At 70.3% G+C, this 12,035-nt stretch carries 13 protein-coding genes; 8 read left to right on the top strand and 5 right to left on the bottom strand.

The features are described from left to right. Positions 1–4: 4 nt before the first annotated feature. From ABLE53_RS22235 to ABLE53_RS22225, 3 genes are read right to left on the bottom strand one after another with little or no spacing between them, the layout of a single operon-like run. Positions 5–883, bottom strand: a complete 879-nt coding sequence (locus ABLE53_RS22235) for an ABC transporter permease (RefSeq protein ID WP_348861346.1) — start codon at positions 881–883, stop codon at positions 5–7. Next, positions 880–1,815: an ABC transporter permease gene (locus tag ABLE53_RS22230; RefSeq protein ID WP_348861345.1), complete on the bottom strand. Its 936-nt coding sequence runs from the start codon at positions 1,813–1,815 to the stop codon at positions 880–882. Before ABLE53_RS22230 ends, ABLE53_RS22235 begins: the two co-directional genes overlap by 4 nt. Positions 1,816–1,831: 16 nt before the next feature. Then, positions 1,832–3,376, bottom strand: a complete 1,545-nt coding sequence (locus ABLE53_RS22225) for an ABC transporter substrate-binding protein (RefSeq protein ID WP_348861344.1) — start codon at positions 3,374–3,376, stop codon at positions 1,832–1,834. A gap of 212 nt (positions 3,377–3,588) precedes the next feature. On the opposite strand from ABLE53_RS22225, the gene ABLE53_RS22220 reads away from it, so the two are divergent. From ABLE53_RS22220 to ABLE53_RS22205, 4 genes are all read left to right on the top strand, one after another. After that, entirely contained in the window at positions 3,589–4,974 is a 1,386-nt protein-coding gene (locus ABLE53_RS22220; RefSeq protein ID WP_348861343.1) for a hemolysin family protein, read from the top strand. Next, positions 4,952–5,296 (top strand): cytidine deaminase, encoded by a 345-nt coding sequence (locus tag ABLE53_RS22215; protein WP_348861342.1) that lies wholly within the window; start codon positions 4,952–4,954, stop codon positions 5,294–5,296. The genes ABLE53_RS22220 and ABLE53_RS22215 overlap by 23 nt, the downstream gene beginning before the upstream one ends. Positions 5,297–5,366: 70 nt before the next feature. Next, entirely contained in the window at positions 5,367–5,834 is a 468-nt protein-coding gene (locus ABLE53_RS22210) for a hypothetical protein (protein ID WP_348861341.1), read from the top strand. After that, a complete protein-coding gene (locus ABLE53_RS22205; RefSeq protein WP_348861340.1) occupies positions 5,831–6,142 on the top strand; it encodes a transcriptional regulator in 312 nt (103 codons plus the stop codon). Before ABLE53_RS22210 ends, ABLE53_RS22205 begins: the two co-directional genes overlap by 4 nt. Before the next feature lie 73 nt (positions 6,143–6,215). On the opposite strand, the gene ABLE53_RS22200 is transcribed toward ABLE53_RS22205, so the two are convergent. Continuing rightward, complete coding sequence (locus ABLE53_RS22200) at positions 6,216–6,467, bottom strand: hypothetical protein (RefSeq protein WP_348861339.1); 252 nt, start codon at positions 6,465–6,467, stop codon at positions 6,216–6,218. Between the two features lie 124 nt (positions 6,468–6,591). Between ABLE53_RS22200 and ABLE53_RS22195 the strand changes: the two genes are divergently transcribed. The 4 genes from ABLE53_RS22195 (at position 6,592) to era (ending at position 11,121) form a co-directional block, all read left to right on the top strand. Further along, entirely contained in the window at positions 6,592–7,998 is a 1,407-nt protein-coding gene (locus ABLE53_RS22195; RefSeq protein ID WP_348861338.1) for an FAD-binding oxidoreductase, read from the top strand. Then, positions 7,995–9,314, top strand: a complete 1,320-nt coding sequence (locus ABLE53_RS22190; RefSeq protein WP_348861337.1) for a class I SAM-dependent methyltransferase — start codon at positions 7,995–7,997, stop codon at positions 9,312–9,314. Before ABLE53_RS22195 ends, ABLE53_RS22190 begins: the two co-directional genes overlap by 4 nt. A gap of 77 nt (positions 9,315–9,391) precedes the next feature. Then, the gene (locus ABLE53_RS22185; protein WP_348861336.1) at positions 9,392–10,189 is read left to right on the top strand and encodes a siderophore-interacting protein; all 798 of its coding nucleotides are present in this window, start codon (positions 9,392–9,394) and stop codon (positions 10,187–10,189) included. Then, complete coding sequence (era, locus tag ABLE53_RS22180) at positions 10,153–11,121, top strand: GTPase Era (RefSeq protein WP_425474908.1); 969 nt, start codon at positions 10,153–10,155, stop codon at positions 11,119–11,121. The genes ABLE53_RS22185 and era overlap by 37 nt, the downstream gene beginning before the upstream one ends. Positions 11,122–11,297: 176 nt before the next feature. On the opposite strand, the gene ABLE53_RS22175 is transcribed toward era, so the two are convergent. Further along, positions 11,298–11,984, bottom strand: a complete 687-nt coding sequence (locus ABLE53_RS22175; RefSeq protein ID WP_348861334.1) for a hypothetical protein — start codon at positions 11,982–11,984, stop codon at positions 11,298–11,300. Positions 11,985–12,035: the final 51 nt, after the last annotated feature.

Below are 12,035 nucleotides of genomic sequence, written 5' to 3'. Positions count from 1 at the left end.
GGCGTCACCTGTTGATCCGGAGGGCGTGGGCGAGGCCGTCGCCGACGAGCGAGAGGGCGAGGCTGGTCAGCACGACCGCTGCAGCAGGGATGAGGGTCAGCGAGTAGTAGCCGCCGGCCAGGAACTGCTGGCCGTTCGACATCATCCCGCCCCAGTCGGGCGTCGGCGGCACGATGCCGAGCCCGAAGTAGCTCAGCGTGACGATGACCCCGACGTTCATGACGATGTCGCTCATCGAGTAGACGATCGCCTGGGTGACGACGTTGGGCAGGACGTGGCGGAAGACCACCCGCGGGCCGCCGAGCCCGCTCGCCCGGCCGGCCTCGATGAACTCGCGGTTGCGCAGCACCAGCACCTCCGCTCTGACGATGCGGGCGTACGCCACCCAGCTCACGACGCTGATCGCGATGAAGATGCTCTGCCGGCCGCTGCCGAGGACGAAGACCAGGGCGATCACGAGGACGTAGAACGGGAACGCGACCACGATGTCGGCGATCCGCATCACGAGCATGTCCAGCCAGCCGCCGACGTACCCGCACACCGTGCCGATCAGCACCCCGCCGACGAACGGCACGAGGACGGCGATGAACGCGATCGAGAGGTCGACCCGGCCGCCGTACAGCAGGCGCGACCAGGTGTCGCGTCCGAGGTTGTCTGTCCCGAGGAGGTGCCCCGAGCCGGGTCCGAGGAGCGCCGAGGCGGGGTCCGTCTCGGCGGGGTCGTACGACGTGAGCAGCGGCGCGAGCGCCGCGAGCAGCACGATGACGCCCAGCAGCGCGCCGCCGACCCAGAGCTGCAGGTTGTGGCGGCGCAGGAACCCGGGCGCCCAGACGCGCGTCGGCAGGTCGATCGCCTCGGCGACCGGGATCGGCGTGCCGGTCACGATGGCCTCACTCTCGGGTCGAGGACGGCGTAGACGAGGTCGGTGACGAGGTAGACGAGCACGACGAGGACGGCGAAGCAGAGCGTGCAGGCCTGCACGACCGGGTAGTCGCGGTTCAGGATCGCGGTCATCAGCATCGAGCCCATCCCGGGCAGCGCGAAGACCTGCTCGACGACGAGCGTGCCGCCGGCGAGGGCGCCGACCTGGATGCCGAGGATGCTGATGCCCGCGATGCTGCTGTTGCGGACCACGTAGTGCAGCAGGATGCGCGCGCGGTCCAGCCCCTTCGCCCAGCCGAACGCGACGAACTCGCTGCGTGAGATCTCGACCATCGACGCGTTGAGGCTGCGCACGAGCAGCGGCACGATCCCGAGCGCGACGGTGACCGCCGGCAGGACGAGCGCCCACAGCCGGTGCGGGAAGCCCTCCGGGTAGCCGCCGGCGGGGAAGACCCGCGTGCGGAGGCCGAGGAAGAGGATGAGCATGCTGCCGATGAAGAACGTCGGCATCCCCTGCACGACCGCGTTGAACGCCCGCACGGCCGTCGCGGCGTACCCGCGCCTGCTGGCGGTGCTCAGGACCGAGAGCGGGACCGAGATCAGGACGGCGAGGACCGTGCCGAGGAGCATGAGCAGCAGCGTCACCGGCAGGCGTACGCCGAGCAGGTGCGTGATCGGGGAGCCGAAGTAGAGCGACGTGCCGAGATGGCCGGTCGCGGCGTCGCGCAGGAAGTGCAGGTACTGCGCGCCGAGGCTCTGGTCCAGCCCCCATTTGTGGCGGAGCGCGTCGACCGACTGCTGGCTGGCCCGGTCGCCGAGGAAGTCCCGGGCCGGGTCGCCGGGCGTCATGTGCATCAGGAAGAACGAGATGGTCACGACGCCGAGGACCACCGGGACCAGCAACAGCAGCCGGCGTACGACGTAGGCGGTCACGGGTGCCTCCCGACGGTCAGTGCTCGACCCACGTGTCCACGAGGTTGTAGTTGCCGGTGGGGTAGGGGTGGAAGTCGTGCACCTTGGCGCTGTAGGCGTAGACCGACGGCGAGTAGTAGAGCGCGACGTACGGCGTCGCCTCGTTGATCGCCTCCTGGATCTGGGAGTAGATCTTCTTGCGCGCCGCCTGGTCGCTCAGCGTGTCGGCCTTGTCGGCCAGCTTCTCGAGCTCGGCGTCCTTGTAGAACGTGTAGAGCGTGTTCGAGCCGCCGTTGTCGAGGCCGGCGAAGCGGATGATCTCGTCCGGGTCGACGATGTCGGTCGTCTGGTAGGTGAAGCCCATGTCGTAGTTGCCCGCGTGCTTGGCGTCGCTGACCGCGGACGGGTCGAGGGTCTGGAGCTTGACCGTGATCCCGAGCTTCTTGAGGGAGGCCTGGATGAGCTGGGCCGCGGCGATCTCGTCGGCGTCGCCGGAGCCGACCGTCAGCGTCGTGGTGAAGCCGTTCGGCACTGACGACTTGGCGAGCGTGGCCTTCGCCGCGTCCAGGTCGTACGCCGGCGGCTCGATCGAGTCGTCGTACGCCCATAGCGCGGGGGACATGTAGCCCTTCGCCGCTTCGCCGTGACCGAACTGGACGGTCTTGATCAGCGCGTCGCGGTCGATCGCCTGGGCGATCGCGAGTCGGACGTTGCGGTCGTCGAACGGCTTCCGCTTGGTGTTCATGATGAAGTAGTCGACCCGGCTGGACTCGAACGTGCCGACCTTGGTGTTGCCGGCGTCGAGCGCGCTGAGGCTGGAGTACGCCGGGAACTCGTCGACGTCGGCCTGTCCGCTCTGGACCTGCGTCGCGCGGGTGTTGGCGTCGGCGACGACCGTGAACGTCACCGAGTCGAGGTAGGGCTTTCCCGACTGCCAGTAGTGCGGGTTCTTCACCAGCTTGATCGACTCGCCCTTCACCCAGGATGACAGCATGAAGGGGCCGGTGCCGATCGGCTTCTTGTCGAACTCGGCCGCGGTCTTGCCGCCGTAGTCCTTTGGCACGATGGAGTTCCCGAACATCGCCAGGTCGGCGGGCAGCGGCGCCCACGGCTGCTTCGTGGTGATCACCACGGTGTCGTCGTCCGGGGTCGCGATGGACTTGATCACCTGGTTGATGAAGGAGACGTTGGCGTCGGGCTTCATCCCCTGCTCCAGGGAGAACTTCACGTCCGCGGAGGTGAGCGGCTTCCCGTTGGAGAACTCGACGCCCTTGCGGAGCTTGAACGTCCAGGAGAGCTTGTCGGCCGACTGCTTCCACGACGTCGCGAGTGACGCCTCGACGCCCTTGCCGTCCGAGGTCGGGACCAGGAGGGTGTCGTAGATCTCCTCCATCGTCCAGATCGAGGCGTTGTCGAACGGGCCGGTCGGGAGCAGGCTCTGGGTCTCGTCGGCCCGCGCGATCACCAGGTCGCCACCGGCCTGGGGCTCACCGGATCCCGATGACGAGCCCCCGCCGCCGCAGGCGGTCAGGGTGAGCATGAGCGCCGTGGCCGCCGCGGCCAGGACCGTCCTCGTCTTCATCTGTCGCTGCCCTCTTCCCGAAATCTGCGGTCTCCCCTGGGATGGCGAGACCTGGGCAGTCTGACCGTAGTGCGCGCGCGCCCCGTTGCCTGTTCTTTACGTCCGCGTTTCCCCCGGCCGGACGGCTCGGTGCTCCCGCTGCAGCGCCCCTACGATGGAGCGGATGACTGACAGCGAGCGCGGCCGCCGGGCGCCTACGGCGGAGGCCCGCCATGGATGACGCCAGGCTGCTGGTGACGGCGGTGGCGCTCGTCGTACTCGCCGGGCTCTTCTCGGCCGCCGACGCGGCGCTGAACTCGTTCTCCCGCGCCCGCGCGGAGGAGCTCGTGGAGGAGGGCCGGGCGGGCGCGAAGCGGCTGGTGACGCTGCTGGGCGACCCGGCGCGCTACCTCAACACGGTGCTGCTGCTGCGACTGCTGTGCGAGATCGGCGCGACGGTGCTCGTCGCGCTCTGGGTGTACGACGCGTACGACCGGCACTGGTGGCCGGCCGTCGCGACCACGATGGGCGTGATGATCGTGGTCTCGTTCGTCGTCATCGGCGTCTCGCCGCGCACGATCGGCCGTCAGCACCACGAGCGGGTGGCGCTGTGGTCGGCCGCGCCGATCGCCGCGATCACCGCCGTCCTCGGACCGATCCCGACGCTGCTGATCCTCGTCGGCAACGCGCTCACGCCGGGCAAGGGCTTCCGCGAGGGACCGTTCTCGACGGAGACCGAGCTGCGTGAGCTGGTCGACCTGGCCGAGGCCTCCTCGGTGATCGAGGCCGACGAGCGCCGGATGATCCACTCGGTCTTCGAGCTCGGCGACACCACGGCGCGCGAGGTGATGGTGCCGCGCGGCGACATCGTCTTCGTCGAGCGCCACAAGAACCTCCGCCAGACCCTCTCGCTCTTCCTCCGCTCAGGCTTCTCCCGCATCCCGGTCATCGACGACACCCTCGACAACGTCGTGGGCATGTCCTACCTCAAGGACCTCGTACGCCGCGACTTCGAGGCGCCCGACGTCGAGACGGTCCAGCGGGTCGACTCCCTGATGCGGCCGCCGATCTGGGTGCCGGAGTCCAAGCCGGTCGACGAGCTGCTCGCCGAGATGCAGCAGAACCGTCAGCACATCGCCGTCGTCGTCGACGAGTACGGCGGCACCGCCGGCCTCATCACCATCGAGGACATCCTCGAGGAGATCGTCGGCGAGATCACCGACGAGTACGACGTCGAGGACCGCGAGCCGCAGGAGCTCGAGGACGGCTCGTGGCGGGTGCCGTCGCGCTTCCTCGTCAGCGACCTCGAGGACGTCGTGGGGTTCGAGGTCGAGGAGGAGGACGTCGACTCGGTCGGCGGCCTGCTCGCCAAGCATCTCGGCCTCGTCCCGATCCCCGGGTCGGTCGTCGAGGCCCACGGCCTCCGCTTCGAGGCCGAGGAGACCGCCGGACGCCGCAACAAGATCGGCACCGTCCGCATCAGCCTGCTCCCGTCCGCGGCCGGCACTCATGCTCACGGCGCCGCTGAGGAGAATGGCCGCGACCGGGAGAAGGACCGCGAGAAGGACCGCGAGAAGGACCGCGAGAAGGAGAAGGATGCAGCCCGAGCTGACAGCTGAGGACCGCAAGCTGGTGACCCTGGCGCGCGCCACGCGCGCCCGCACCGGCGCGGCCGAGGGCGCCGCCGTGCGCGACCTCGACGGCCGGACGTACGCCGGCGCCACGGTGTCGCTGCCGAGCCTGGCCGTCTCGGCCGTCGGCGTCTGCGTCGCCATGGCCACCGCCTCGGGCTCGAAGGGCCTCGAGGCGGTCGTCGTCCTCGGCGACACGGGCCGGGTCTCCGAGGGCGACCTCGCGATCGTGCGCGACTTCGCCGGCGCCGGCGTACCCGTCCACGCCGGTGACGCCCGCGGCACCGTCACCGCCACGACGGAGTCCTGACCGAGATATCCGTTGACTTTCCCGCCGGGAAAGAGGAGTCTCACTTTCCAACTAGGAAAGTGAGGACGCCATGGCGGAGAGGATCGCTCCGGACGAGGCGCGCGAGGCGCTGGCGGCGGTGACGGGCGCGCGTGAGCGGATGGCCGCGGAGGTCGGCCTGCCGCGGCTCTACTGGTGGGGCATGGCCGCCGGCTGGCTGGTGCTCGGCGTGGCCGGTGACGTCGCTCCGGAGTGGCTCGCCGCCGTCGCGACACTGCTCTTCGGGGCCGGCCACTCGACGGTCGCGTCGCGCCTCCTCGACGGGCGGCAGCGCACGGGGGACGTCCGGGTGAGCGCGGCGGTCGCCGGTCGTCGTACGCCGCTCGTCGTGATCGGGATGCTCCTCGCCCTGGTCGCGCTCACCGTCGCCGCCGCCCTCGCACTGGACGCGGACGGCACCGGCCACCCGGCGATCTGGGCCGCCGCGATCATCGCGGTGCTCGTCGGGTTCGGCGGCCCCGAGATCCTGCGCGTGCTCCGCAGGGCCGTTCGGGCATGACGGCGGCGAGGTTCGACGAGCTCATCCACCCGAGCACCCGGCTCACGCTCGTCGCGACACTGGCCGCCGCCGACTGGGCCGAGTTCGGCTACCTGCGCGAACGGCTCAACCTCTCCGACTCGGCGCTCTCCAAGCAGCTCGCCACCCTCGAGGACGCCGGGTACGTCGCCACCGAGCGCCGCCTCGACGGCAGCCGCCACCGGCTGCGGGCTCGCCTGACCGATCGGGGCCGGGAGGCGTTCGAGGGCCACGTCGCAGCGCTGCGCCAGATCGTGGCCGGCGGCGACCCGGCCAAAGTGTCACCGTGACAGTTTGGAATTGTCACGGTGACACTTTGGCGCTCGGCCGTCCGACCCGCGCCGCCAGCGCTGAGCCGGCGGCTCATTCCAGCGGCAGCGTGCCGAGCTCGATGGTGACGTGGATGCCGTCGTCGTCGCGGTAGGCGGTCAGCCCGGTCATGGTCGCCATGTCGACCTTCTTGTCGCGCATGTGGGCCACGAGCTGGTCGATGGCGAGCGCGAGCCGGGCCTGGCTGACCGGCTTGCTCCGCCACTTCAGCTGGTTCTCGACGAAGTAGGGCGTGGCCTTCTCCGAGAGGGTGGCGACGGCGTCTCGGTGGGCAGCGCTGGACAAGGTGGGGCCTCCAGAGGCATGCGCAGGCTTGTGGTGGGGGTTCCGGAGACTACTCGCCGGTCACGCTCGGGGTCGGACCGCCCCCGAAACCCCGCGGACATCGATGGGGAGTACGTTGACGGTCGTGACAGACCGCTCCGCCTGGAAGCTGCACGAGGCCGCCGTCGCGCGGCTGAGGGCGTCGTACGCCGCGATCCCGGCGGGGGCTCCGGTCCGTCTCGCTAAGCGGACGACCAACCTCTTCCGCCCTCGTGCCGCGTCGACCGCGCCCGGCCTCGACGTGAGCGGCCTGAACGGCGTGATCGAGGTCGACCCGGTCGCCCGGACCGCCGATGTCCAGGGCATGTGCACCTACGAGGACCTCGTCGACGCGACCCTGCCCTCGGGCCTCATCCCGTACGTCGTCCCGCAGCTGCGCACCATCACGCTCGGCGGCGCCGTGACCGGCCTCGGCATCGAGTCGACCAGCTTCCGCAACGGCCTGCCCCACGAGTCGGTGCTCGAGATGGACGTCTTCACCGGCGCCGGCGAGGTCGTGACCACCCGGCCCGGCGACGACCTGTTCGACACCTTCCCGAACTCCTATGGCTCGCTCGGCTACGCCACCCGGTTGAAGATCAGGCTGGAGCCGGTGCCGAGCTACGTCGCGCTGCGCCACGTCCGTTTCGACGACCTCGGCGTCCTCGCCAAGACCATCGCCGACATCGTCGAGACCAAGGAGTACGACGGCACCCGGGTCGACGGGCTCGACGGCGTGGCGTTCGCGCCGGGGGAGTACTTCCTGACCCTCGCCACCTGGTCCGAGCAGGCAACCGACCCTGCCAGCGGCCAGGGCCCGAGCGACTACACCGGCCAGCAGGTCTACTACCGCTCGATCCAGGAGCGTGAGACCGACCTGCTCACGACCTACGATTACCTGTGGCGCTGGGACACCGACTGGTTCTGGTGCTCGCGCGCGTTCGGTGCCCAGAACCCGCTCCTGCGCCGAGTCTGGCCGCGGCGCTGGCGCCGCTCCGACGTCTACATGAAGCTCATCGCCCTCGATCGCCGACTCGACATCGCCGACCGGCTCGACCGGCGCGCCGGACGCCCGCTGCGCGAGCGCGTCATCCAGGACGTCGAGGTGCCGGTCGAGAACCTCCCGGCGTTCCTGGAGTGGTTCGACGACGAGGTCGGCATGCGGCCGGTGTGGCTCTGCCCACTCGTCTCGACCGGGGTCCCGACCGACGCCGCCGACGAGCCGCGGAAGTGGCCGTCGTACCCCCTCGAGCCGGGGAGGCTCTACGTCAACGCCGGATTCTGGGGGACCGTCCACGTCGGCCCCGAGGCGGTCGACGCCCCCAAGAACCGCGCGATCGAGCAGCGCGTCCACGAGCTCGGCGGCCACAAGTCCCTCTACTCCGAGGCCTTCTACGACCGCGAGACCTTCGACGACCTCTACGACGGTGCCAACCTGGCCGCCGTGAAGGCGACGTACGACCCCGACGACAGGCTGACGAGCCTCTACGACAAGGCGGTGAAGCGCCGGTGAGCACTCCGGACCACAAGCAGGGCATCGCAGGAACCATCGACTCGCTGTTCGCCGACGGCATCCCCATCAGGATCAGCGCGTACGACGGCAGCGTCGCGGGCAACGTCGACAGCGAGTTCGGGATGCGGCTGCTGACGCCGCGCGGGCTGTCCTACATCCTCACCGCCCCCGGTGACCTCGGCCTCGCCCGTGCCTACGTCAGCGGCGACCTCGAGCTGGAGGGCACCCACCCGGGCGACCCGTACCCGCTGCTCTCGCTGGTCCTCGACAAGACCGACTTCAAGCTGCCGAAGCCGGCCGAGCTCGTCGGCCTCGTCCGCAGCCTGGGCCTGAAGAACTTCCGCCCGCCGGCCCCGCCGCCGCAGGAGCATCTCCCCGCCTGGCGGCACAAGGTCGAGGGGCTGCGCCACGCCTCCCTCAACGCGCTCACCTGGGGCCGCCACAGCAAGCAGCGCGACGCCGACGCGATCCATCACCACTACGACGTGTCGAACACGTTCTACGAGTACGTCCTCGGCCCGTCGATGACCTACACCTGCGCGCTCTTCCCGACCGAGGACGCGACCCTGGAGGAGGCGCAGGACGCCAAGTACGACCTCATCTGCCGCAAGCTCGACCTCGAGCCCGGACAGCGGCTGCTCGACCTCGGCTGCGGCTGGGGCGGCATGGTCCGGCACGCCGCCAAGCACTACGGCGTGAAGGCGCTCGGCGTCACGCTCTCCCGCGAGCAGGCGACCTGGGCCCAGGAGGAGATCAAGCGGCAGGGGCTCGACGACCTCGCCGAGGTGCGCTTCTCCGACTACCGCAACGTCGCCGAGGGCGACTTCGACGCGGTCAGCTCCATCGGCCTCACCGAGCACATCGGGGTGGCCAACTACCCGGCGTACTTCGGCTTCATCCGGTCCAAGCTCAAGGACCAGGGCCGCCTGCTCAACCACTGCATCACCCGGCCGGAGAACACCTCGCGCGCCAGCGCCGGGGCGTTCATCGACCGCTACGTCTTCCCCGACGGCGAGCTGATCGGCTCCGGCACGATCGTCACCGCGGTGGAGAACGCCGGCCTCGAGGTGCAGCACCACGAGAACATCCGGGTGCACTACGCCAAGACGCTGACCGGCTGGAACAAGAACCTCGTCGACAACTGGGACGCCTGCGTCGACGAGGTCGGCCTCGGCACCGCGAAGGTCTGGGGGCTCTACATGGCCGGCTCGCGGCTCGGCTTCGAGCGCAACCAGATCCAGCTCCACCACGTGCTCGCGACCAAGACCGTCTCCGGCGCCTCGGGCTACCCGCTGCGCCACACGTTCGGGGTCTGAGCGCGGGGCCGGCGGGCTGCCGGCGCCGGCTGCGCAGATTGCCGGGGGAGTGACGCGCGCGGATAGCCTTGGATGCGATGAGCACCAGGGCCCAGCAGTACGCCGCCGTCGTACTCCGTCGCGAGCAGCTCTCGCCTCATCTGGTCCGGCTGGTGCTGGGCGGCGAGGGGCTGGCGGGGTTCGCGTCGACGGGCGTCCCCGACGAGTGGGTCGGCCTCGTGGTCCCCGGGCAGTTCCAATCCCGCTACTACACGGTGAGGTCCTGGACTCCGCCCGGCCCCGGTTCCGGTGACGCCGAGCTGACCGTCGACGTCGTCGTCCACGAGGTCGGCCTCGTCACCGAGTGGGCAAGCCGGCCGGACGTCGTGGGGGAGACGGTGACGATCACCGAGCCGAAGGGGTCGTACGCCGAGCCCGACGGCGCCTCGTGGCTGCTGCTGGTCGGCGATCTGACGGCGATGCCGGCGATGGCCCGGATCGCCGAGACCACTACCCTGCCGACCCGGATCTGGGCCGAGGTGCCCGACGACCTGCCGGGCTACCTGCCCGACGTCCCCGACGTCACCTGGCTGGCGCCGCCCGCCGAGGGCACGAGCGCGCTGGCGGAGGTCGTCGAGGGGATCGACTGGCCCGAGGGCGACGGCTACTTCTGGATGGCCGGGGAGTCGTCGCAGATGCGGGCGATCCGCAAGCACCTCATGCGCGAGCGGCGGCTCGACCCGCACGCCTACGACGTCATGGGCTACTGGCGGGGCGGCGCCGTACGCCGGCCACGCGCCGTCGATCCCGGGCCGATCTACCGCGCCGGGAAGGCCGCCGGGCTGTCGGACGAACAGATCTGGCAGAGGTACGACGAGGCGCAGGAGCAGCAGTGAGCGACACCGACCCGGCCCCGGCGTTCCGCAGTGGGTTCGCCTCCTTCGTCGGCCGGCCCAACGCCGGCAAGTCGACGCTCACCAACGCGCTGGTCGGCCGGAAGGTGGCGATCACCTCCGACAAGCCGCAGACGACGCGCTCCGTCGTACGCGGCATCGTCCACCGGCCCGACGCCCAGCTGGTCCTCGTCGACACACCCGGCTTCCACCGCCCGCGCACGCTGCTGGGCGAGCGGCTCAACGACCTCGTGCAGACGACCTGGTCCGAGGTCGACGTCGTCGCGATGTGCTTCCCGTGCAACGAGAAGGTCGGCCCCGGAGATCGGTTCATCGCGACCGAGCTCGCCAAGCTGAAGCGGGTGAAGAAGGTCGCGGTCGCGACGAAGACCGACCTCGCGAGCCCCGAGCGGATCGCCGAGCACCTGCTCTCGATCCAGGCGCTCGGCGACGAGCTCGGCATCCAGTGGGAGGAGCTGGTGCCCGTCTCCAGCACGGTGGGCGACCAGGTCACCCTCCTCGAGGACCTGCTCGTCGGGCTCCTGCCGGAGGGGCCGCCGCTGTACCCCGAGGGCGAGCTGACCGACAGCCCCGACGAGGTCCTCGTCGCGGAGCTGATCCGTGAGGCGGCCCTCGACGGCGTACGCGACGAGCTCCCGCACTCCATCGCCGTGGTCGTCGAGGAGATGGGCCTTCGCGAGGGCCGCGACGAGGACCGCCCGCTGATGGACGTCCACGCGACGCTGTACGTCGAGCGGGACTCGCAGAAGGGGATCGTCATCGGCCACCGCGGTACCCGGCTCAAGGACGTCGGCAAGCGGGCCCGCCTGCAGATCGCCGACCTGCTCGGCGTGCCCGTCTACCTCGACCTGCACGTCAAGATCGCCAAGGACTGGCAGCGCGACCCCCGCCAGCTGCGCCGGCTGGGCTTCTGACCGTCGTACGCTCGTCACAGCGGCCCCACTGGTCACAACGCCCAGGCAATGACGGAACTTCCGGGGCGAAATGGTGCCCGGGAAGCTCCGGAGTCCCCGGTGAACCGGGGACTCCTGCCCGCCCGACACCTCGGCCTTCGCCGAGGGTTGGCAACTGGGCGTCCGCTTCGAGCGGGTCAGTGCGCCTTGGGCCTGAGGATCCCGGCCTCGCGCAGGACGTCCTCGACCATGATCACGACGAGGGCCGCGACGCAGACCCAGGCGAAGACCGAGGCGACGTGGAGCAGCGTGACGTAGCCGCCGAGGTCGGGGGTGCCGCCGGCCGCCGCCTTGGCCGACTCGTTGCTGATGCCGCGGAACCCGAGGCCCGCCGTGACGCACATGACGATGATCGAGCCGAACGCGACGACGAAGGGCCACACCCTGCTGAGCACGGCCGGGATCATGATGACGACGAGCGGCAGGACCAGGCCGAAGAGGAACCACGCGGCGGACATCGGGGGCGCCTCCTCGTCCCGGGCGAGCAGGAAGAACCCGACCAGCCAGAGCCCGAACATCGAGGCGATCTGGCCGCGGTAGCCCTCCCCGCGGAAGAAGCAGATGACGCCGGCGGTGAACTGCGCGATGCCGGCGACGAGCAGGGAGTACTCGTTGGCTGCGGCGACGCCGCTCTTGCCGATGGTGGCGACGTCGGTGTTCCACCACTCGACGCCGAAGAGGAGGAGCTGGAAGGCGAGCAGCCCGACGGCGATCGGCATCGGGTTGCCTATCCGCGTGGCGGCGGGCTGCTCCAGGGGGACCCGTCGCTCGCGTACGTCGGCGAGCATCCCGGGGTGCGTCTCGATGTGCTCGGTCGTGGCCATGTCGGGCCCTTTCGTGTGGTGAGAGAGGACCGCCCTCCCTTCGTGTGACGC

It is taken from the genome of Nocardioides asiaticus (assembly GCF_040049175.1).
Lineage (GTDB): Bacteria > Actinomycetota > Actinomycetes > Propionibacteriales > Nocardioidaceae > Nocardioides > Nocardioides cheoyonin.
Note: the sequence above shows the minus strand (reverse complement) of the source record. Positions and strands in the feature narration are given on the sequence as shown.